General features: G+C 50.3%; 18 protein-coding genes. 13 read left to right on the forward strand and 5 right to left on the reverse strand.

Annotated features, from left to right (window positions below):
- Positions 1-245 precede the first annotated feature (245 nt).
- The 3 genes from C3D30_RS08880 (at position 246) to C3D30_RS08890 (ending at position 3,456) form a co-directional block, all read left to right on the forward strand.
- Positions 246-1,187 (forward strand): pseudouridine kinase, encoded by a 942-nt coding sequence (locus tag C3D30_RS08880; RefSeq protein ID WP_001208149.1) that lies wholly within the window; start codon positions 246-248, stop codon positions 1,185-1,187.
- A complete protein-coding gene (gene psuG, locus C3D30_RS08885; protein ID WP_001292481.1) occupies positions 1,175-2,113 on the forward strand; it encodes a pseudouridine-5'-phosphate glycosidase in 939 nt (312 codons plus the stop codon). Before C3D30_RS08880 ends, psuG begins: the two co-directional genes overlap by 13 nt.
- 92 nt (positions 2,114-2,205) lie before the next feature.
- Entirely contained in the window at positions 2,206-3,456 is a 1,251-nt protein-coding gene (locus tag C3D30_RS08890) for a NupC/NupG family nucleoside CNT transporter (RefSeq protein ID WP_000353892.1), read from the forward strand.
- Between the two features lie 70 nt (positions 3,457-3,526).
- Here C3D30_RS08890 and C3D30_RS08895 read toward each other — a convergent pair whose 3' ends face one another.
- A complete protein-coding gene (locus tag C3D30_RS08895; protein WP_105286766.1) occupies positions 3,527-4,225 on the reverse strand; it encodes a transcriptional regulator YeiL in 699 nt (232 codons plus the stop codon).
- 128 nt (positions 4,226-4,353) lie between these two features.
- Here C3D30_RS08895 and rihB point away from each other — a divergent pair, with 128 nt between their 5' ends.
- A complete protein-coding gene (rihB, locus tag C3D30_RS08900; RefSeq protein WP_000415411.1) occupies positions 4,354-5,295 on the forward strand; it encodes a ribosylpyrimidine nucleosidase in 942 nt (313 codons plus the stop codon).
- Between the two features lie 54 nt (positions 5,296-5,349).
- Here the strand turns inward: rihB and C3D30_RS08905 are convergent, their stop codons facing one another.
- The 3 genes from C3D30_RS08905 to C3D30_RS08915 all read right to left on the reverse strand — a co-directional run bounded on the left by C3D30_RS08905 (position 5,350) and on the right by C3D30_RS08915 (position 8,421).
- Complete coding sequence (locus tag C3D30_RS08905) at positions 5,350-6,438, reverse strand: sugar kinase (RefSeq protein ID WP_105284983.1); 1,089 nt, start codon at positions 6,436-6,438, stop codon at positions 5,350-5,352.
- A 2-nt stretch (positions 6,439-6,440) separates the two neighbouring features.
- Positions 6,441-7,298 (reverse strand): deoxyribonuclease IV, encoded by an 858-nt coding sequence (gene nfo / locus C3D30_RS08910; protein WP_000873892.1) that lies wholly within the window; start codon positions 7,296-7,298, stop codon positions 6,441-6,443.
- A gap of 73 nt (positions 7,299-7,371) precedes the next feature.
- Positions 7,372-8,421 carry a YeiH family protein gene (locus C3D30_RS08915; protein ID WP_000182062.1) on the reverse strand — a complete coding sequence of 350 codons (1,050 nt, stop codon included), beginning with the start codon at positions 8,419-8,421 and terminating at the stop codon, positions 7,372-7,374.
- A gap of 98 nt (positions 8,422-8,519) precedes the next feature.
- Here C3D30_RS08915 and yieE point away from each other — a divergent pair, with 98 nt between their 5' ends.
- The 3 genes from yieE to cirA all read left to right on the forward strand — a co-directional run bounded on the left by yieE (position 8,520) and on the right by cirA (position 13,351).
- The gene (yieE, locus tag C3D30_RS08920) at positions 8,520-9,401 is read left to right on the forward strand and encodes a DNA-binding transcriptional regulator YeiE (RefSeq protein ID WP_000548303.1); all 882 of its coding nucleotides are present in this window, start codon (positions 8,520-8,522) and stop codon (positions 9,399-9,401) included.
- Positions 9,402-9,605: 204 nt separating this feature from the next.
- Positions 9,606-11,075 (forward strand): lysine-specific permease, encoded by a 1,470-nt coding sequence (gene lysP / locus C3D30_RS08930; protein ID WP_000253268.1) that lies wholly within the window; start codon positions 9,606-9,608, stop codon positions 11,073-11,075.
- Positions 11,076-11,359: 284 nt separating this feature from the next.
- The gene (gene cirA / locus C3D30_RS08940; protein ID WP_000489285.1) at positions 11,360-13,351 is read left to right on the forward strand and encodes a catecholate siderophore receptor CirA; all 1,992 of its coding nucleotides are present in this window, start codon (positions 11,360-11,362) and stop codon (positions 13,349-13,351) included.
- Between the two features lie 31 nt (positions 13,352-13,382).
- Here the strand turns inward: cirA and yeiG are convergent, their stop codons facing one another.
- Complete coding sequence (yeiG, locus tag C3D30_RS08945; RefSeq protein WP_021551061.1) at positions 13,383-14,219, reverse strand: S-formylglutathione hydrolase; 837 nt, start codon at positions 14,217-14,219, stop codon at positions 13,383-13,385.
- A 257-nt stretch (positions 14,220-14,476) separates the two neighbouring features.
- On the opposite strand from yeiG, the gene folE reads away from it, so the two are divergent.
- The 6 genes from folE to mglC all read left to right on the forward strand — a co-directional run bounded on the left by folE (position 14,477) and on the right by mglC (position 21,386).
- Positions 14,477-15,145 carry a GTP cyclohydrolase I FolE gene (gene folE, locus C3D30_RS08960; protein ID WP_001139613.1) on the forward strand — a complete coding sequence of 223 codons (669 nt, stop codon included), beginning with the start codon at positions 14,477-14,479 and terminating at the stop codon, positions 15,143-15,145.
- A gap of 16 nt (positions 15,146-15,161) precedes the next feature.
- Positions 15,162-16,319: a DUF418 domain-containing protein YeiB gene (gene yeiB, locus C3D30_RS08965; protein ID WP_000440935.1), complete on the forward strand. Its 1,158-nt coding sequence runs from the start codon at positions 15,162-15,164 to the stop codon at positions 16,317-16,319.
- A gap of 141 nt (positions 16,320-16,460) precedes the next feature.
- On the forward strand, positions 16,461-17,501 hold the full coding sequence (gene galS / locus C3D30_RS08975) for an HTH-type transcriptional regulator GalS (RefSeq protein WP_000628678.1): 1,041 nt from the start codon (positions 16,461-16,463) through the stop codon (positions 17,499-17,501).
- A gap of 279 nt (positions 17,502-17,780) precedes the next feature.
- Positions 17,781-18,779, forward strand: coding sequence for a galactose/glucose ABC transporter substrate-binding protein MglB (mglB, locus tag C3D30_RS08980; protein WP_001036961.1), 999 nt, complete (start codon positions 17,781-17,783; stop codon positions 18,777-18,779).
- Positions 18,780-18,839: 60 nt separating this feature from the next.
- A complete protein-coding gene (gene mglA, locus C3D30_RS08985) occupies positions 18,840-20,360 on the forward strand; it encodes a galactose/methyl galactoside ABC transporter ATP-binding protein MglA (protein ID WP_105286767.1) in 1,521 nt (506 codons plus the stop codon).
- A 15-nt stretch (positions 20,361-20,375) separates the two neighbouring features.
- The gene (gene mglC, locus C3D30_RS08990) at positions 20,376-21,386 is read left to right on the forward strand and encodes a galactose/methyl galactoside ABC transporter permease MglC (RefSeq protein WP_001275121.1); all 1,011 of its coding nucleotides are present in this window, start codon (positions 20,376-20,378) and stop codon (positions 21,384-21,386) included.
- Positions 21,387-21,494: the final 108 nt, after the last annotated feature.

Raw genomic sequence — 21,494 nt, forward strand, 5'->3', positions numbered from 1 at the left:
TTTTTATTGTTTCCGTTCTGTGCATCACTTCACAATTTCTTCGCTTTTTCTAAAACCGCCAATAATAGCGTTTTGTGAGCCTGTTCAAATCTGCTCATTTTGCCCCTCTGGCGGTAATTTACTTTAAGTAAAACATGCATACTATGAGCACATGTTTAAATATGAACACATGTTTAAACCGTCTTTGCAGTACCTATATTCTTGTGGATTGACAGAGTTGGTAATTTTTTACCAGGGGACGTGCTATGCGCGAAAAGGATTATGTCGTAATTATAGGCTCGGCGAATATTGATGTCGCCGGATATTCACATGAATCATTAAACTATGCGGATTCAAATCCAGGGAAAATAAAATTTACTCCCGGTGGAGTAGGGCGCAATATCGCACAAAACCTCGCGTTGCTGGGGAATAAAGCCTGGCTACTGAGCGCCGTAGGCAGTGATTTTTATGGTCAATCGCTGCTAACGCAAACCAATCAATCCGGCGTTTATGTCGATAAATGTCTGATTGTGCCAGGGGAAAATACGTCGAGCTATTTATCATTACTCGATAATACCGGTGAAATGCTGGTTGCTATAAATGACATGAATATTAGCAACTGTATTTCAGCGGAATATCTCGCACAGCACCGTGAATTTATTCAGGGGGCTAAGGTCATTGTCGCAGACTGTAATATCAGTGAAGAGGCATTGGTCTGGATTCTGGATAATGCCGCCGACGTACCGGTATTTGTCGATCCGGTTTCGGCCTGGAAATGCGTCAAAGTACGTGAGCGATTAAGTCAAATTCACACCCTGAAGCCAAACCGTCTGGAAGCAGAAACCCTGAGCGGGATTGCGCTTTCCGGAAGTGAAGATGTGGCAAAGGTTGCCGCCTGGTTCCATCAACATGGCCTGAACCGATTGGTTCTGAGCATGGGTGGCGATGGTGTTTATTACAGTGATATCAGCGGCGAAAACGGCTGGTCTGCACCGATTAAAACCAATGTCATTAATGTTACCGGAGCGGGCGATGCCATGATGGCGGGACTTGCTTCGTGTTGGGTAGACGGGATGCCGTTTGCCGAATCTGTTCGTTTTGCACAGGGATGTTCGTCAATGGCGCTCTCCTGTGAATACACCAATAACCCCGATTTATCGATTGCCAACGTTATATCGTTAGTGGAGAACGCAGAATGTCTGAATTAAAAATTTCCCCTGAATTATTACAAATTTCCCCGGAAGTGCAGGACGCTTTAAAAAACAAAAAACCGGTTGTGGCGCTGGAATCGACCATTATCTCTCACGGGATGCCGTTCCCGCAAAACGCCCAGACCGCAATTGAAGTAGAAGAAACTATTCGTCAACAGGGCGCTGTACCAGCCACTATCGCTATTATTGGCGGCGTGATGAAAGTGGGCTTAAGCAAAGAAGAAATTGAATTGCTGGGTCGTGAAGGACATAACGTAACGAAAGTTAGCCGTCGCGATTTACCTTTTGTTGTTGCTGCCGGAAAAAATGGTGCAACCACCGTTGCTTCTACCATGATTATTGCGGCGCTTGCCGGAATTAAAGTATTTGCCACCGGCGGTATTGGCGGTGTTCATCGCGGGGCGGAAAATACTTTCGATATTTCCGCCGATTTACAGGAACTGGCACACACTAATGTCACCGTAGTTTGTGCCGGAGCAAAATCTATTCTCGATTTAGGCTTAACCACCGAATATTTAGAAACTTTCGGTGTGCCATTGATTGGTTATCAGACCAAAGCATTGCCAGCGTTTTTCTGCCGCACTAGCCCGTTTGAAGTCAGTATCCGCCTCGACAGCGCCAGCGAAATTGCCCGTGCGATGGCGGTGAAATGGCAAAGCGGTCTGAACGGTGGCCTGGTAGTGGCAAACCCAATTCCGGAACAGTTTGCGATGCCGGAAGAAAGTATTAACGCTGCAATTGATCAGGCAGTTGCCGAAGCTGAAGAGCAAGGTGTGATCGGTAAAGAAAGTACGCCGTTCCTGCTGGCACGCGTTGCGGAACTGACCGGTGGCGATAGCCTGAAATCCAACATCCAGTTGGTGTTTAACAACGCCATTCTGGCGAGCGAAATTGCCAAAGAATACCAGCGTCTCGCGGGTTAATTTCTGACGGGCAGAAAGCCGTCGCCCGTACTCATCATACATACCGAAACCTGGCGCTGGCGCCGGGTTTACGGGCATGAAGGGAAATCATTATGGATATAATGAGAAGTGTTGTGGGGATGGTGGTGTTACTGGCAATAGCGTTTGTGTTGTCAGTGAATAAAAAGAGCATCAGTTTGCGCACGGTTGGAGCCGCGCTGCTGCTGCAAATCGCCATTGGCGGCATTATGCTCTACTTCCCACCGGGAAAATGGGCGGTAGAACAGGCAGCATTGGGCGTCCATAAAGTCATGTCCTACAGCGATGCGGGTAGCGCCTTTATTTTTGGTTCGCTGGTGGGGCCGAAAATGGATGTCCTGTTTGATGGCGCGGGCTTTATCTTCGCCTTTCGCGTACTTCCGGCGATTATTTTCGTTACTGCGCTCATCAGTCTGCTGTACTACATTGGCGTGATGGGACTGCTGATCCGCATTCTTGGCAGTATTTTCCAGAAAGCTCTCAACATCAGCAAAATAGAATCTTTTGTCGCGGTCACCACCATTTTCCTTGGGCAAAACGAGATCCCGGCGATCGTTAAACCGTTTATTGATCGCATGAATCGCAACGAGTTGTTTACCGCAATTTGTAGCGGCATGGCATCTATTGCCGGTTCGATGATGATTGGTTATGCCGGAATGGGTGTGCCGATTGACTATCTGTTAGCGGCATCGCTGATGGCGATCCCCGGCGGTATTTTGTTTGCGCGTATTCTTAGCCCGGCGACCGAGCCTTCGCAGGTGACATTTGAAAACCTGTCGTTCAGCGAAACGCCGCCAAAAAGTTTTATCGAAGCAGCGGCAAGCGGTGCGATGACCGGACTGAAAATTGCCGCAGGTGTGGCGACGGTGGTGATGGCGTTTGTGGCGATTATTGCGCTGATCAACGGCATTATCGGTGGAATTGGCGGCTGGTTTGGTTTTGCCAATGCCTCTCTCGAAAGTATTTTTGGCTATGTGCTGGCACCGCTGGCGTGGATCATGGGCGTGGACTGGAGTGATGCCAATCTTGCGGGTAGCCTGATTGGTCAGAAACTGGCGATTAACGAATTTGTCGCTTACCTGAGTTTCTCGCCATATCTGCAAACGGGCGGCACGCTGGACGTGAAAACAGTTGCCATTATCTCCTTTGCGCTTTGTGGTTTCGCTAACTTTGGTTCTATTGGTGTTGTCGTTGGGGCGTTCTCGGCTATTTCGCCAAAACGCGCGCCGGAAATCGCCCAGCTTGGATTACGTGCGCTGGCAGCGGCTACGCTCTCCAACCTGATGAGTGCGACCATTGCCGGGTTCTTTATTGGGCTGGCGTAATGCTCGATTTGTAAGCCGGATAAGACGCGTCAAGCGCCGCATCCGGCTATCGCGCTATTGCAAATAATTTTTACTGCATCATCCCGGAGAATTTATTCTCCGGGTCCATCTCCAGCGCCAGTCCTAACAACTGCTTTCTGTTTTTAATCAGATACCCTTTCTTGTTTTTAATTAATAAACCGTCGTGAATGAATTGTGCCAGAACATATAAAAGGTGTCGGTAAGAAACGCCTAAATACTCTGCCGCTTGCGTATGCTTTTCGTGATAAAGATCACCTTCCTGCGAGAGTAATATAAATGCTGCCAGGCGATTCACTAACGGAAATGATTGATTCTGAGTTAAAGAAATAATATTGCGATAATTTTTATGACTTAAGGTGACGCAGAGTTTTCGTAAAAATAGCGTGTCGTTTAATAATAGCGGGCGGTAGTGTTTCATGGGGAGCGCAATACACCAACACTCTTCAATAGCCTGCACCGCACGCGGTTCATGGTCTTTATCGATTAACTCAATCTCGCCAATAAAACAGGGCGCGGCAAAGAAATCAATCAGCGACACGCGTCCATTGGCAAGCGTGGCGTAAAGCCTGGCGCGGCCTCGCGTCAGATAAAACAGCCAGGACGGCTGTTGCCCTTCCTGCACAATGTAGTCACGCGCTAAAAAATGAAACAGCCGCGTATCGGCTGAAACATCCGTTGAAAAGCACTCATTAAATGCGGACTCACCAATCAGTTGCTGTTTAAGTTCATTATTGTGGATTTCTTTCACGATGTTTATCCGCTATGAGATTTCTCATATTTAGCATACGTACGCTGTTGTTAAGATTCAATCATCGGCCGGTCGAATTTTCTTTGCTGTAGAAAAAATAACGCAACTTGAAACAGGGGAAATAAACAATGGAAAAGAGAAAAATTATTCTGGATTGTGATCCGGGTCATGATGATGCTATTGCCATAATGATGGCCGCGAAACATCCGGCGATTGATTTATTAGGTATTACCATTGTGGCGGGTAATCAGACGCTTGATAAAACATTAATTAATGGCCTGAATGTTTGTCAGAAACTGGAGATTAATGTTCCGGTTTATGCGGGAATGCCGCAGCCAATTATGCGCAAACAAATCGTTGCCGATAATATTCACGGTGAAACCGGACTGGATGGCCCGGTATTCGAGCCGCTGACCCGCCAGGCAGAAAGCACTCATGCGGTGAAATATATCATCGATACCCTGATGGCAAGTGAAGGCGATATCACTCTGGTGCCGGTAGGGCCGCTTTCAAACATCGCCGTGGCGATGCGTATGCAACCGGCGATCCTGCCAAAAATCCGTGAAATTGTGCTGATGGGTGGCGCTTACGGAACAGGTAACTTCACGCCGTCTGCCGAGTTCAACATCTTTGCCGACCCGGAAGCCGCACGCGTGGTGTTCACCTCCGGCGTTCCGTTGGTGATGATGGGCCTCGATCTCACTAACCAGACCGTGTGTACCCCGGATGTGATTGCGCGGATGGAAAGGGCGGGCGGCCCTGCTGGCGAGCTGTTCAGCGACATCATGAACTTCACTCTCAAAACGCAGTTCGAAAACTATGGCCTGGCTGGCGGTCCGGTGCATGACGCCACCTGTATCGGTTATCTGATTAACCCTGATGGCATTAAAACCCAGGAGATGTACGTCGAAGTGGACGTCAACAGCGGCCCTTGCTACGGGCGTACCGTCTGCGACGAGCTGGGCGTTCTTGGCAAGCCCGCTAATACCAAAGTCGGCATCACTATTGATACCGACTGGTTCTGGGGCTTAGTCGAAGAGTGCGTGCGCGGCTACATCAAAACCCACTAAGTGTTGATAACAAGGCCGGATAAGATGCGTCAAGCGTCGCATCCGGCAGCATTGTTACACCATCGGCACTAATGAAAGCGCGTTATCGGCAGACAGGGTAGGGTTATTTATGCTGCCGCTGGCGCGCGAAATTGCCGCGCAGGCCATCGCAAAACGGGCGCTGTCAAGGAAACTGTTTCCTTCCAGAAAGCTATACACCAGGCCTGCCATAAAACCATCGTCGGCACCAAAACTGTCCACCGTCGTATGCGTTGGCGCAGTCAGCAAAAATTGCTCGCCATCCTTTTCGCTGCAATAAACGGATTCATCGGGCAAATAAACAAACAGTTGCTGAACACCTTGCTGATGCAACGCATTCACTGCGGCATTACGGTCAGCATCGCTGGTGATCGCCTTTCCCCATAAAATTTCCAGTTCCTGCAAAGTGGGTTTCAGGGTGTGAATATGCGCCAGCCAGTGTTTGATTTTGCCCGCTTTGAATTCTGAAACGGTATCGACAAATACCGGGATTTCATCGGCGAGGGTAAAGACCCACTCCAGCGCCTCGGCAGTCAGGTTGCAATCTGCCAGTACCACGCCCGCATGACGAAGTAAATCACGTGATCCGTTCAATAATTGCGGCGTTAACTGTTCCAGCAGATGGGTATCATTAATCGCCAGTACGGTTTGTTCGTCTTGATTGGCAATTGCCAGATACGTCGATGTGCTTTGACCATGTAAACGAACGCAGCCAGAGACATTCACTCCAGCACGGCGCGTCTCTTCTAAGAGCATCTCGCCATAAAAATCATCGCCAATCACCGAGAGTAAATGGACGTCGCGGCCTAACAATGCCAGATTGTGGGCGATATTGCGCCCAACGCCGCCTGCCGAACAATGAATCGTACCGGGATGAGAAGCTGCTTGCGGGTAACGGATATCCGCCATCCCGCGAATATCCATATTGATTGTCCCCACCACTACGCAGTATTCCTGCTCAGTGAGAATGTAACCTTTGCCTTTAATCCGCCCTTTGCGCATTAAATCCATAATATGCGCCGCAACGCGCGAACGGCTGATTTGCAGCATGTCAGCAATTTCATTCTGCTGAATCAGCGGGTTACGCCGTAAAATTGCAAGGATCTCCTTTTCCCGGTTATTCATCTTCAGGCTACCGCTTTTTCAGTTTGTTGCGCTTTTAGCCAGGCGATCTCTTCTGCCCAGATATCCGGGTTGATGGTTTCAAGGATCAGCGGAATGCCGTCGAAGCGGTCGTTCTGCATGATCCAGCGGAACGCATCATGACCGATATTGCCTTCACCGAGGCTATGATGGCGGTCAACGCGGCTGCCAAAGGTGCTTTTCGCATCGTTAAGGTGCATCCCACGCAGATATTTAAAGCCAACAATACGGGCAAAATCCGCGAACGTTTTCTCGCATTCGGCTGGAGTACGCAAATCATACCCGGCAGCGAAAGCATGGCAGGTATCAATGCAGACGCCGACGCGGGATTTATCTTCCACGCCATCGATAATCGCCGCGAGATGTTCGAATTTAAACCCTAAATTGCTGCCCTGACCGGCGGTGTTTTCAATCACCGCTGTTACACCTTGAGTTTTATCCAGCGCAATGTTGATGGATTCGGCAATACGCGCAAGGCAATCCTCTTCTGAAATCTGCATCAGATGGCTGCCAGGGTGGAAGTTGAGCAAAGAAAGCCCCAGTTGTTCGCAACGCTGCATTTCATCTATAAAGGCATCGCGCGATTTTTCCAGAGCTTCAGTGACCGGATGTCCGAGGTTAATCAGATAACTGTCGTGGGGAAGAATTTGCGCCGATGTGTAGTGATATTTTTCACAGGCGGCTTTGAATTCATCGATGGTTTGCGTCGTGAGCGGTGCGGCACGCCACTGACGTTGGTTTTTGGTGAACAAGGCAAACGCGGTTGCGTCGATTTCGGCGGCGCGAATTGCGGCATTTGCCAGACCGCCAGCAGCACTAACGTGCGCTCCAATGTATTTCATGCGAGGACTCCTGTTAAACCCGCTGGAGGAAAACGGTAATGATAGCGGGTTAACAGGAGCAAGATGTAGTGGTTTATGCGATGACGCTTTGAATTACATAGTTAATCGCAGCACCACCAACAATCAGCCAGGCAAACAGTACCAGTGCCATCAGCAGAGGTTTCGCCCCGGCTTTTTTCAGCGCGCTGACGTGAGTGGTCAGACCCAGCGCCGCCATCGCCATTGCCAGCAGGAAGGTATCCAGCGTTACCAGCATGTTCACCACGCTCTGCGGTAACAGGTGGAACGAGTTAAAGATGGCAACTACGATGAACAAGATGGCAAACCACGGAATGGTGATTTTGCTTTTCTCGCCGCCATTAGCCCCAGACAGCTGTTTAACACGTGCCGCCAGCAGGATGAGGAACGGAGCCAGCATCATCACGCGCAGCATTTTGGAAATAACTGCTGCGTTTTCTGCATCCGGGCTGATGGCATGACCTGCCGCCACCACCTGCGCCACTTCGTGCACAGTAGAACCAATGTAGATACCGAAAGTTTCCGGACTAAACCATTGAGACATCAGCGGATATATCGCCGGGTAGAGGAAAATCGCGACGGTCCCGAAGATAACGACGGTTGCAACAGCCACGGTCACTTTACTGGCTTCCGCTTTCACTACCGGCTCAGTCGCCAGTACCGCTGCAGCACCACAAATACTGCTACCGGCACCGATCAACCAGCTGGTGTGCTTATCCAGGCCAAACACTTTCTGCCCCAGGAAGCAGGCCAGCAGGAAGGTGCTGGACAGTGTCAACACGTCAATGATGATCCCACTGATACCGACATCGGCAATTTGTGAAAACGTCAAACGGAAACCGTAAAGAATAATACCCAGACGTAGTAAATGTTGCTTGGCAAACAGCACACCGCCGTCACAGCTTTTCCAGATATGCGGATATACTGTGTTACCTAAAACCATCCCCAACAAGATTGCGAGAGTGAGGGCACTAAACCCGGCACCCGCAACAGCGGGAATGGAACCACCCCACAGGGCGACCCCGGTGATAACTGCACTCAGGGCTAACCCCGGAATGAAATGCCACAGTGTACGATGTTGTTTCTGTAAGGTGATATTCGTCATAACCCTCTCCTTTATCCGGGCATAAGGTTACGACTAACTGGTTTAAAAATAAAATTGATTATATATTTATAATTAATCTTTATAAGTGGTAAGCGACTATGCACATCACCCTTCGACAGTTGGAAGTTTTTGCAGAAGTATTGAAAAGTGGATCCACCACCCAGGCGTCGGTGATGCTGGCGTTGTCGCAATCAGCAGTGAGCGCGGCGTTGACCGATCTGGAAGGGCAGCTAGGCGTGCAACTGTTTGATCGCGTGGGTAAAAGACTGGTGGTCAATGAGCACGGACGGCTGCTTTACCCGCGTGCGCTGGCGTTGCTGGAACAGGCCGTCGAAATCGAACAACTGTTTCGCGAAGACAACGGCGCGATTCGTGTCTACGCCAGTAGCACCATTGGTAATTACATCCTGCCCGCAGTTATCGCCCGTTATCGCCATGATTACCCGCAGTTGCCGATTGAACTTAGCGTTGGTAACAGCCAGGACGTGATGCAGGCGGTGCTGGATTTCCGCGTTGATATTGGCTTTATTGAAGGACCATGCCACAGCACTGAAATCATTTCTGAGCCGTGGCTGGAAGACGAGCTGGTGGTTTTCGCCGCGCCGACTTCGCCGTTGGCTCGTGGTCCGGTCACCTTAGAACAACTGGCCGCTGCGCCGTGGATCCTGCGCGAACGTGGTTCCGGCACGCGGGAGATTGTCGATTATCTGTTACTGTCGCATTTACCGAAATTTGAGATGGCGATGGAATTAGGTAACTCCGAAGCTATCAAACACGCGGTGCGTCATGGGTTGGGAATTAGCTGCCTGTCGCGACGGGTAATAGAAGATCAATTACAGGCTGGCACATTAAGTGAAGTTGCTGTCCCTCTACCGCGCCTGATGCGTACGTTGTGGCGTATTCATCATCGGCAAAAACACCTTTCCAACGCGCTACGGCGCTTTCTGGACTATTGCGATCCCGCTAATGTGCCGCGTTAAGTCGCGATACAGGAACATGCTGGTGCTGTGTCGATTTCGTGACGCAGCGCCAGCGTCATGCATTCGCCAGAAAAGAGATTGGCTGCTTTACTTATAATTCCTGGGCGATCATGAAGGTCTCTTATAAAAGCGCATTTCTACCGGAAGGATTGCAAATCGTCTGCTACAATCGCGCCTCATTTTTAAGATGGATAGCATTTTTGTATGGTTTCCGAAACTAAAACAACAGAAGCGCCGGGCTTACGCCGTGAATTAAAGGCGCGTCACCTGACGATGATTGCCATTGGCGGCTCCATCGGTACGGGTCTTTTTGTTGCCTCTGGCGCAACGATTTCTCAGGCAGGTCCGGGCGGGGCGCTGCTCTCGTATATTTTGATTGGCCTGATGGTCTACTTCCTGATGACCAGTCTTGGCGAACTGGCGGCGTATATGCCGGTTTCTGGTTCGTTTGCGACTTACGGTCAGAACTATGTGGAAGAGGGCTTTGGCTTCGCGCTGGGCTGGAACTACTGGTACAACTGGGCGGTGACTATCGCCGTTGACCTGGTGGCTGCGCAGTTAGTCATGAGCTGGTGGTTCCCGGATGTTCCCGGTTGGATCTGGAGTGCGCTGTTCCTTGGCGTCATTTTCCTGCTGAACTACATTTCGGTCAGAGGCTTTGGTGAAGCGGAGTACTGGTTCTCACTGATCAAAGTCACAACAGTGATTATCTTTATCGTCGTCGGCGTGATGATGATTATCGGTATCTTCAAAGGCGCGCAGCCTGTGGGCTGGAGCAACTGGACGATAGGTGAAGCACCGTTTGCCGGTGGTTTTGCGGCGATGATCGGTGTGGCAATGATTGTCGGCTTCTCTTTCCAGGGAACCGAACTGATTGGTATTGCTGCGGGCGAATCTGAAGATCCTGGGAAAAATATTCCGCGTGCGGTGCGTCAGGTATTCTGGCGAATCCTGCTGTTCTATGTGTTTGCGATTCTGATCATCAGCCTGATCATTCCGTACACCGATCCAAGCTTGCTGCGTAACGATGTGAAAGACATCAGCGTCAGCCCGTTCACGCTGGTGTTCCAGCACGCGGGGCTGCTTTCTGCGGCGGCGGTGATGAACGCGGTCATTCTGACTGCAGTACTGTCGGCGGGTAACTCCGGTATGTACGCATCTACCCGTATGCTTTACACCCTGGCGTGTGACGGAAAAGCGCCGCGTATTTTCGCCAAACTGTCACGTGGCGGTGTACCGCGTAACGCGCTGTATGCCACGACGGTGATTGCCGGTCTGTGTTTCCTGACCTCCATGTTTGGTAACCAGACGGTGTATTTGTGGCTGCTGAACACCTCCGGGATGACAGGCTTTATCGCCTGGCTGGGGATTGCTATCAGCCACTATCGTTTCCGTCGCGGCTATGTATTGCAGGGACACGACATTAACGACCTGCCGTACCGTTCGGGCTTCTTCCCGTTGGGACCGATCTTCGCTTTCATTCTGTGTCTGATTATTACCCTGGGCCAGAACTACGAGGCGTTCCTGAAAGATACCATCGACTGGGGCGGCGTAGCGGCAACCTATATTGGTATCCCGCTGTTCCTGGCCATCTGGTTTGGTTACAAGTTGATTAAAGGAACCCACTTCGTGCGTTACAGCGAAATGAAGTTCCCGCAGAACGATAAGAAATAAGTTTTACTCCTTCCTTATAAAGCCCTCTCAACCGAGAGGGCTTTTTCTTTTCCTTGATATTCATGCGGATATAAAATTTAACAATTGAATTGATAATTGTTATCGTTTGCATTATTGTTACGCGGAAATCAAAAAAGGCTGACAAATCAGAGGCTGTTCAGGCTTTCTGGAGTGATCTCCTGCCTATAAAAAGTCCACCGCGATGCTGCCGTACGCAAGGGGACGTGAAGAAGATGTGAGCGATAACCCATTTTATTTTCGTAGTTACCTCATGGAGATATGGAATGTTTAGGTTGAACCCTTTCGTACGGGTCGGGCTGTGTTTGTCCGCAATTTCTTGTGCATGGCCTGTGTTGGCGGTTGATGATGATGGCGAGACGATGGTTGTCACCGCATCTTCCGTTGAACAAAACCTTAAAGACGCACCTGCCAGTATCAGCGTCATTACCCAGGAAGACCTGCAGCGTAAACCAGTACAGAACCTGAAAGATGTCCTCAAAGAAGTGCCGGGCGTACAACTGACTAACGAAGGGGATAACCGCAAGGGCGTCAGTATTCGTGGGCTGGACAGCAGTTACACGCTGATTCTTGTCGATGGTAAACGCGTTAACTCCCGCAATGCTGTCTTTCGCCACAATGACTTTGATCTGAACTGGATCCCGGTTGATTCCATCGAACGTATTGAAGTGGTACGTGGCCCGATGTCCTCGTTGTACGGTTCTGATGCGCTTGGCGGCGTGGTCAATATCATCACCAAAAAAATCGGTCAAAAATGGACGGGCACTGTTACGGTCGATACCACCATTCAGGAACATCGCGATCGTGGTGACACGTACAACGGTCAGTTCTTCACCAGCGGGCCATTAATTGACGGTGTGCTGGGAATGAAAGCCTACGGCAGCCTGGCGAAACGTGAAAAGGATGACCCGCAAAACTCAACCACCACCGATACCGGAGAAACACCGCGTATTGAAGGATTCTCCAGCCGCGACGGCAATGTCGAATTTGCCTGGACGCCGAATCAAAATCACGATTTTACCGCCGGTTACGGTTTCGACCGTCAGGATCGTGATTCCGACTCGCTGGACAAAAACCGCCTGGAACGCCAGAACTACTCTGTCAGCCATAATGGTCGCTGGGATTACGGCACCAGCGAACTGAAATATTACGGCGAGAAAGTCGAAAACAAAAACCCTGGCAACAGCAGCCCAATTACCTCTGAAAGCAATACCGTTGATGGCAAATACACGCTGCCGCTGACGGCGATTAATCAGTTTGTCACGGTTGGCGGTGAATGGCGTCACGATAAACTTAGTGATGCAGTAAACCTGACCGGTGGCACCAGCACCAAAACGTCTGCCAGCCAGTACGCGCTGTTTGTGGAAGATGAATGGCGGATCTTTGAACCACTGGCGCTGACGACCGGCGTGCGTATGGATGATCATGAAACCTACGGCGATCACTGGAGCCCGCGTGCCTATCTGGTCTATAACGCTACCGACACCGTTACCGTGAAAGGTGGCTGGGCAACGGCTTTTAAAGCGCCTTCTTTGTTGCAGCTTAGCCCTGACTGGACGACAAATTCCTGCCGTGGTGCATGTAAAATTGTCGGCAGCCCGGATCTGAAACCAGAAACCAGCGAAAGTTGGGAACTGGGGCTTTACTACATGGGTGAAGATGGCTGGCTGGAAGGGGTTGAATCCAGCGTGACTGTTTTCCGCAACGATGTGAAAGATCGTATTAGCATCAGCCGCACGTCTGACGTTAACGCTGCACCGGGTTACCAGAACTTTGTCGGTTTTGAAACGGGCGCTAACGGACGACGGATACCGGTATTCAGCTACTACAACGTTAACAAAGCGCGAATTCAGGGCGTGGAGACTGAGTTGAAAATTCCGTTCAATGACGAATGGAAGCTGTCACTCAACTACACCTACAACGATGGTCGTGATGTCAGCAATGGCGAAAACAAACCGCTTTCCGACCTGCCGTTCCATACTGCTAACGGTACGCTGGACTGGAAACCGCTGATGCTGGAAGACTGGTCATTCTATGTTTCTGGTCACTATACCGGACAGAAACGTGCCGACAGTGATACGGCCAAAACGCCTGGTGGCTATACGATCTGGAATACCGGCGCGGCCTGGCAGGTGACCAAAGACGTCAAACTGCGTGCGGGCGTGCTGAACCTGACTGATAAAGATCTCAGTCGTGACGACTACAGCTATAACGAAGACGGACGTCGTTACTTTATGGCGGTGGATTATCGCTTCTGATGAGAAGGTGCCCGGCGAACCGGGCTAAGTTTTACTTCAGTAAATGCTGCGCATGGAAGCGCAGATGATCCTCTATAAAAGAGGCGATGAAGTAGTAACTGTGGTCATAACCCGGCTGAATACGTAACGTCATTGGCCACGCTTTCTGACGAGCGGCCTCTGCCAGCACCGCAGGCTGGAGTTGGTCGGCAAGAAACTGATCGCTATCGCCCTGATCAATAAGCGTCGGGATCGCATCCTGCGCATTACTGGCGTACATCAACGCGCAACTGTCCCATTCCTCCCAGTCATTTTTATCCTCGCCCAGATAGGCGCTAAACGCTTTGATTCCCCACGGGACGCTGCACGGATTCACAATTGGCGCAAAGGCGGAAACGCTGGTGTATTTGCCAGGGTTTTTCAGCGCCATAATCAATGCGCCGTGACCTCCCATCGAATGACCGCTAATGGCGCAGCGATCGCTGACGTTAAATTGCGACTGAATCAGCGCCGGTAATTCATCGCGCAGATAATCATACATCCGGTAATGCGCCGCCCATGGCGATTGCGTAGCGTTAAGATAAAAACCTGCGCCCTGGCCTAAATCGTAGCCGTCATCATTGGCAACCTGTTCGCCGCGCGGGCTGGTGTCTGGCATTACCAGTACAATCCCCAGTTCCGCCGCCACGCGCTGGGCACCCGCTTTGGTGGTGAAATTTTCGTCATTACAGGTTAATCCCGAAAGCCAGTACAGCACTGGCGGCGGGGCGTTATCGCGGGGAGGCGGGAGAAAGATGCTGAACGTCATCGGACAGTTTAAGGTACTGGAGTCGTGCCGCCAGCGTTGCTGCCAGCCTTCAAAACAGCGGTGCTCTTCGAGCATTTCCATGCGTGGCTCCTTGTTATGTTGTTTGCAATTTTTTCATCATACCGTTTATTCAGTGTGTTGTGAGTAACTTTCACTTCCGCATATGCATAACGATGTTTTAACATCTACGGCTGAAAGGCAGCGGCAATTACAATAATTATCGCTGTGAATACTGGATTATGTGCGTCACCTCACGCACAATAATCAGGCTGCTAATCAGCTTAATAACTTTGCCCCCACGCAGGGCGGAGGCGTCACACCTGCAGGAGAAAATATAAATGCCATCACTCAGTAAAGAAGCGGCCCTGGTTCATGAAGCGTTGGTTGCGCGAGGACTGGAAACACCGCTACGCCCGCCCGTGCATGAAATGGATAACGAAACGCGCAAAAGCCTTATTGCCGGTCATATGACCGAAATCATGCAGCTGCTGAATCTCGACCTGGCTGATGACAGTTTGATGGAAACACCGCATCGCATCGCCAAAATGTATGTCGATGAAATTTTCTCCGGTCTGGATTACGCCAACTTCCCGAAAATCACCCTCATTGAAAATAAAATGAAGGTCGATGAAATGGTCACCGTGCGCGATATCACCCTGACCAGCACCTGTGAACACCATTTTGTCACTATTGATGGCAAAGCGACGGTGGCCTATATCCCGAAAGATTCGGTGATCGGTCTGTCAAAAATTAACCGCATTGTGCAGTTTTTTGCCCAGCGTCCGCAGGTGCAGGAACGTCTGACCCAGCAAATTCTCATTGCGCTACAAACGCTGCTGGGCACCAATAATGTGGCGGTCTCCATCGATGCGGTGCATTACTGCGTGAAAGCGCGTGGCATCCGCGATGCAACCAGCGCCACGACAACGACCTCCCTCGGTGGTTTGTTCAAATCCAGTCAGAATACGCGCCACGAGTTTCTGCGCGCCGTGCGTCATCACAACTGATTAAAAGGCAGGAACCATGGAGCGCAACGTCACGCTCGATTTTGTTCGCGGCGTCGCCATTCTGGGGATCCTGCTATTAAACATCAGCGCCTTTGGACTCCCAAAGGCGGCTTATCTCAATCCCGCCTGGTACGGCGCTATTACGTCGCAAGATGCCTGGACATGGGCATTTCTCGATCTCATCGGCCAGGTGAAATTCCTCACGCTTTTTGCGCTGCTGTTTGGTGCGGGACTGCAAATGTTGCTGCCGCGTGGCAGACGCTGGATCCAGTCGCGGCTCACCCTGTTAGTCTTGTTGGGCTTTATTCACGGATTGTTATTCTGGGACGGCGATATTCTGCTGGCTTACGGGCTGGTGGGCTTAATCAGCTGGCGGCTGGTGCGCGATGCGCCATCGGTAAAAAGCCTGTTTAATACCGGCGTCATGTTGTATCTGGTAGGGCTTGGCGTTTTGCTGCTGCTGGGGTTGATTTCTGACAGCCAGACTAGTCGCGCCTGGACGCCGGATGCGTCCGCCATTTTGTATGAAAAATACTGGAAACTTCACGGCGGCGTGGAAGCCATCAGTAACCGAGCCGATGGAGTAGGGAACAGTTTACTGGCACTGGGTGCGCAGTATGGCTGGCAACTGGCGGGGATGATGCTAATTGGCGCGGCATTGATGCGTAGCGGTTGGCTGAAAGGGCAGTACAGCTTGCGCCACTATCGCCGTACCGGTTTTGTGCTGGTGGCGATTGGGCTGATGATTAACCTTCCTGCTATCGCACTACAATGGCGGCTGGACTGGGCGTATCGCTGGTGCGCCTTCTTACTTCAGATGCCGCGTGAACTGAGTGCGCCATTTCAGGCGATGGGTTATGCGTCGTTGCTGTTCGGCTACTGGCCACAATTAAGCCGTTTTAAGCTGGTGCTGGCGATCGCCTGCGTCGGACGGATGGCGCTGACCAACTACCTGTTACAAACGCTAATTTGTACCACGCTGTTTTATCATCTCGGTTTGTTTATGCAGTTTGACCGTCTGGAATTGCTGGCGTTTGTTATTCCGGTATGGCTGGCGAATATCCTCTTCTCTGTTATCTGGCTACGTTACTTCCGCCAGGGGCCGGTAGAATGGCTCTGGCGTCAGCTAACCCTCCGTGCTGCCGGATCTGCATTGTCTAAAACATCAAGATAACGATCTCGATCACATTCATTAACAAAACGGCTGTAACCGTTTCCATTGCTGTGACTCGATTCACGAAGTCCTGTATTCAGTGCTGACAAAATAGCCGCCAGCAAGCAGTAACCTACTGCAATCTCACAACAGGTAGTGAATATGATCACCATTCGTGATGTAGCGCGTCAGGCTGGCGTCTCTGTGGCAACGGTTTCCCGGGTGCTAAATAACAGTACTCTGGTGAGTGCGGACACGCGTGAAGCGGTAATGAAAGCCGTGAGTGAACTGGATTACCGACCAAACGCCAATGCCCAGGCGCTGGCAACCCAGGTGAGCGATACCGTTGGCGTGGTGGTGATGGACGTTTCTGATGCATTTTTCGGCGCACTGGTGAAAGCCGTCGATCTCGTCGCCCAACAACATCAGAAATATGTATTGATTGGCAACAGCTATCATGAAGCGGAAAAAGAGCGTCACGCCATCGAGGTGTTAATTCGCCAGCGTTGTAATGCGTTGATTGTTCATTCAAAAGCGTTAAGCGACGACGAACTGGCGCAGTTTATGGACAACATTCCCGGTATGGTGCTGATTAACCGCGTTGTACCGGGTTACGCTCATCGTTGCGTTTGCCTGGATAATCTCAGCGGTGCCCGAATGGCGACGCGCATGTTGCTGAATAACGGGCATCAACGCATCGGTTATCTTTCTTCCAGCCACGGCATTGAAGATGACGCAATGCGCAAAGCAGGCTGGATGAGTGCGCTGAAAGAGCAGGATATTGTTCCGCCGGAAAGCTGGATTGGCACCGGCACGCCGGACATGCCCGGCGGTGAGGCGGCAATGGTCGAGCTACTGGGACGCAATCTGCAACTTACTGCTGTGTTTGCTTATAACGACAATATGGCCGCTGGCGCACTGACGGCATTAAAAGATAATGGCATTGCAATTCCGTTACATCTCTCCATCATCGGTTTTGATGATATCCCCATTGCCCGTTACACCGATCCGCAATTAACGACCGTGCGTTATCCCATTGCTTCGATGGCAAAATTAGCTACTGAACTGGCCTTGCAGGGCGCAGCAGGCAACATTGATCCGCGAGCCAGCCACTGTTTTATGCCGACGTTAGTGCGTCGGCATTCTGTCGCAACACGCCAGAATGCGGCGGCGATCACTAACTCAACAAATCAGGCGATGTAACCGCTTTCAATCTGTGAGTGATTTCACAGTATCTTAACAATGCGATAGCTATGATTGCACCGTTTTAACGTTGTAACCTATATGTAACAGTGAATAATCACTTTTATCGAGGCTATAGCGTCATAACAACAATTAAAGCCGTTTTCTGGAGCGTTACCGGGCATGGAAGAACGAATTTTAAAACGTGAGCTTCGGCGTTCAGTAACACTTCATTAACTATACTGCCCCGCCGAGCATTTATCTCAAGCACTACCCTGCATAAGAAAAACCGGAGATACCATGAATAAGAAGGTGTTAACCCTGTCTGCTGTGATGGCCAGCATGTTATTCGGTGCCGCTGCACACGCTGCTGATACCCGTATTGGTGTGACGATTTATAAATATGACGATAACTTTATGTCCGTGGTGCGTAAGGCTATCGAACAAGATGCGAAAGCCGCGCCAGACGTCCAGTTGCTGATGAATGATTCACAGAATGACCAGTCCAAGCAGAACGATCAGATTGACGTGCTGTTGGCGAAAGGGGTGAAGGCGCTGGCAATCAACCTGGTTGACCCGGCTGCTGCGGGTACAGTGATTGAGAAAGCGCGCGGACAAAACGTACCAATCGTTTTCTTCAACAAAGAGCCTTCCCGTAAGGCGCTGGATAGCTACGACAAAGCCTACTACGTTGGCACCGACTCGAAAGAGTCTGGCATTATTCAGGGCGATTTGATTGCTAAACACTGGGCGGCGAATCAGGGTTGGGATCTCAACAAAGATGGTCAGATTCAGTTCGTACTGCTGAAAGGTGAACCGGGCCATCCGGATGCAGAAGCACGTACCACTTACGTGATTAAAGAACTGAACGACAAAGGCATCAAAACGGAACAGTTACAGTTAGATACTGCTATGTGGGACACCGCTCAGGCGAAAGATAAGATGGACGCCTGGCTGTCTGGCCCGAACGCCAACAAAATCGAAGTGGTTATTGCTAACAACGATGCGATGGCAATGGGCGCGGTAGAAGCACTGAAAGCGCACAATAAGTCCAGCATTCCGGTGTTTGGCGTCGATGCGCTGCCAGAAGCTCTGGCACTGGTGAAATCCGGTGCACTGGCGGGCACGGTGCTGAACGATGCTAACAACCAGGCGAAAGCGACCTTTGATCTGGCGAAAAACCTGGCCGATGGCAAAGGTGCGGCTGATGGCACCAACTGGAAAATCGACAATAAAGTTGTCCGCGTTCCTTATGTTGGCGTAGATAAAGACAACCTGGCTGAATTCAGCAAGAAATAAGACTGATTGGGCGCAGTCGTTTACTGCGCCCTTATTGTATGGCCAACAAGGTAAAATTATATGGTCAGCTCAACGGCTTCGTCTTCCGGGGAATACTTGTTGGAAATGAGCGGTATCAACAAGTCCTTTCCCGGTGTTAAGGCACTTGATAGCGTTAATTTAAAAGTCCGGCCACATTCTATCCATGCATTAATGGGAGAAAACGGCGCAGGAAAATCGACATTATTAAAATGCCTGTTTGGTATTTATCAAAAAGACTCCGGCACCATTTTATTCCAGGGTAAAGAGATCGATTTTCATTCTGCCAAAGAAGCACTGGAAAATGGTATTTCGATGGTACACCAGGAGTTAAATCTGGTATTACAACGGTCGGTGATGGACAACATGTGGCTGGGGCGATATCCCACCAAAGGCATGTTTGTCGATCAGGACAAAATGTACCGTGAAACCAAAGCGATTTTTGATGAACTGGATATTGATATCGATCCGCGTGCGCGGGTCGGGACATTATCTGTTTCGCAAATGCAAATGATCGAAATCGCCAAAGCGTTTTCCTATAACGCGAAAATCGTGATTATGGATGAGCCGACTTCTTCGTTAACCGAAAAAGAGGTCAATCATCTGTTCACTATTATTCGTAAATTAAAAGAGCGCGGCTGCGGTATTGTTTATATCTCGCATAAAATGGAAGAAATTTTCCAGTTATGTGATGAAGTCACCGTATTGCGTGACGGTCAGTGGATCGCCACCGAACCGCTGGCAGGGCTGACGATGGACAAGATCATCGCCATGATGGTTGGGCGTTCTCTTAACCAGCGTTTCCCGGACAAACAAAACACGCCAGGCGAAGTGATTCTGGAAGTGCGTAACCTGACGTCGCTGCGCCAGCCTTCCATCCGCGATGTTTCGTTTGATCTGCACAAAGGGGAGATCCTCGGTATTGCCGGTCTGGTGGGAGCGAAACGTACTGATATCGTTGAGACGTTATTTGGTATTCGCGAGAAATCGGCTGGCACCATTACGTTGCACGGCAAAAAGATCAATAACCATAACGCCAACGAAGCTATTAACCACGGATTTGCACTGGTGACCGAAGAGCGCCGCTCGACGGGAATTTATGCCTATCTGGATATTGGTTTTAACTCGTTAATTTCCAATATTCGCAACTACAAAAATAAAGTTGGGTTACTGGATAACTCGCGGATGAAAAGCGATACCCAGTGGGTTATTGATTCAATGCGGGTAAAAACGCCGGGGCATCGAACACAAATTGGTTCGCTCTCCGGCGGTAATCAGCAAAAGGTGATTATTGGTCGCTGGCTGCTAACGCAACCAGAAATATTAATGCTCGATGAACCGACGCGCGGTATTGATGTCGGGGCGAAGTTTGAAATTTATCAGTTAATTGCTGAACTGGCGAAGAAAGGCAAGGGGATTATTATTATCTCCTCAGAAATGCCAGAGTTGTTAGGGATAACAGACCGTATTCTGGTGATGAGCAATGGTCTCGTTTCCGGAATTGTCGATACAAAAACAACAACGCAAAACGAAATTCTGCGTCTTGCGTCTTTGCACCTTTAAGATTAGGGGCTTCCCATGAGTGCGTTAAATAAGAAAAGTTTTCTTACTTACCTGAAAGAGGGCGGTATTTACGTCGTTCTTTTAGTTTTGCTGGCGATTATAATTTTCCAGGATCCTACTTTTTTAAGTCTGTTGAACTTAAGTAATATTCTTACCCAGTCATCGGTACGTATTATTATCGCGCTTGGCGTGGCAGGGTTAATTGTCACCCAGGGAACCGACCTTTCTGCCGGGCGCCAGGTAGGGCTGGCAGCGGTGGTGGCAGCGACGTTATTGCAGTCGATGGAAAACGCCAACAAAGTGTTCCCGGAAATGGCGACGATGCCGATTGCGCTGGTTATTCTGATTGTCTGTGCCATTGGTGCGGTTATCGGTTTAATCAACGGGCTGATTATCGCTTATCTCAACGTGACGCCGTTCATTACCACGCTCGGCACGATGATTATCGTCTACGGCATTAACTCGCTCTATTACGATTTTGTGGGTGCGTCACCGATTTCCGGTTTTGATAGCGGTTTCTCCACCTTTGCCCAGGGCTTTATTGCATTGGGGAGTTTCCGGCTCTCTTACATCACCTTCTACGCGCTGATTGCCGTGGCGTTCGTTTGGGTACTGTGGAACAAAACCCGCTTCGGTAAGAACATTTTTGCTATCGGCGGTAACCCGGAAGCGGCGAAGGTTTCTGGTGTCAACGTCGGCCTGAATCTGCTGATGATTTATGCGCTGTCTGGTGTGTTCTATGCCTTCGGCGGAATGTTAGAAGCCGGACGTATCGGCTCTGCGACTAACAACCTCGGCTTTATGTATGAGCTGGATGCTATCGCGGCGTGCGTGGTGGGCGGCGTATCGTTCAGCGGCGGTGTGGGGACGGTGATTGGCGTGGTGACCGGGGTAATTATCTTTACGGTCATCAACTATGGCCTGACGTACATCGGCGTAAACCCATACTGGCAGTACATCATCAAAGGGGCGATTATTATCTTCGCCGTGGCGCTGGATTCACTGAAATACGCGCGTAAGAAGTGATATGAATGTGGCTCGCATTCGGTCATAAATGCACATAACATCATGATCTGTGTGGTTTTTTAGGCCGGATAAGGCGTTTACGCCGCATCCGGCGACAGGAACCAAATG

The organism is Escherichia sp. MOD1-EC5433 (assembly GCF_002966005.1).
In the GTDB taxonomy this organism is placed as follows: domain Bacteria; phylum Pseudomonadota; class Gammaproteobacteria; order Enterobacterales; family Enterobacteriaceae; genus Escherichia; species Escherichia ruysiae.

Bases quoted from the DNA above. Each gene is read 5' to 3' on its own strand.
- rihB (WP_000415411.1), top strand. From the start codon at position 4,354: ATGGAAAAGAGAAAAATTATTCTGGATTGTGATCCGGGTCATGATGAT.
- cirA (WP_000489285.1), top strand. From the start codon at position 11,360: ATGTTTAGGTTGAACCCTTTCGTACGGGTCGGGCTGTGTTTGTCCGCA.
- mglC (WP_001275121.1), top strand. From the start codon at position 20,376: ATGAGTGCGTTAAATAAGAAAAGTTTTCTTACTTACCTGAAAGAGGGC.
- galS (WP_000628678.1), top strand. From the start codon at position 16,461: ATGATCACCATTCGTGATGTAGCGCGTCAGGCTGGCGTCTCTGTGGCA.
- folE (WP_001139613.1), top strand. From the start codon at position 14,477: ATGCCATCACTCAGTAAAGAAGCGGCCCTGGTTCATGAAGCGTTGGTT.
- C3D30_RS08915 (WP_000182062.1), bottom strand. From the start codon at position 8,421: ATGACGAATATCACCTTACAGAAACAACATCGTACACTGTGGCATTTC.
- mglA (WP_105286767.1), top strand. From the start codon at position 18,840: ATGGTCAGCTCAACGGCTTCGTCTTCCGGGGAATACTTGTTGGAAATG.
- yieE (WP_000548303.1), top strand. From the start codon at position 8,520: ATGCACATCACCCTTCGACAGTTGGAAGTTTTTGCAGAAGTATTGAAA.
- nfo (WP_000873892.1), bottom strand. From the start codon at position 7,298: ATGAAATACATTGGAGCGCACGTTAGTGCTGCTGGCGGTCTGGCAAAT.
- C3D30_RS08890 (WP_000353892.1), top strand. From the start codon at position 2,206: ATGGATATAATGAGAAGTGTTGTGGGGATGGTGGTGTTACTGGCAATA.
- C3D30_RS08905 (WP_105284983.1), bottom strand. From the start codon at position 6,438: ATGAATAACCGGGAAAAGGAGATCCTTGCAATTTTACGGCGTAACCCG.
- psuG (WP_001292481.1), top strand. From the start codon at position 1,175: ATGTCTGAATTAAAAATTTCCCCTGAATTATTACAAATTTCCCCGGAA.
- C3D30_RS08880 (WP_001208149.1), top strand. From the start codon at position 246: ATGCGCGAAAAGGATTATGTCGTAATTATAGGCTCGGCGAATATTGAT.
- yeiG (WP_021551061.1), bottom strand. From the start codon at position 14,219: ATGGAAATGCTCGAAGAGCACCGCTGTTTTGAAGGCTGGCAGCAACGC.
- mglB (WP_001036961.1), top strand. From the start codon at position 17,781: ATGAATAAGAAGGTGTTAACCCTGTCTGCTGTGATGGCCAGCATGTTA.
- yeiB (WP_000440935.1), top strand. From the start codon at position 15,162: ATGGAGCGCAACGTCACGCTCGATTTTGTTCGCGGCGTCGCCATTCTG.
- lysP (WP_000253268.1), top strand. From the start codon at position 9,606: ATGGTTTCCGAAACTAAAACAACAGAAGCGCCGGGCTTACGCCGTGAA.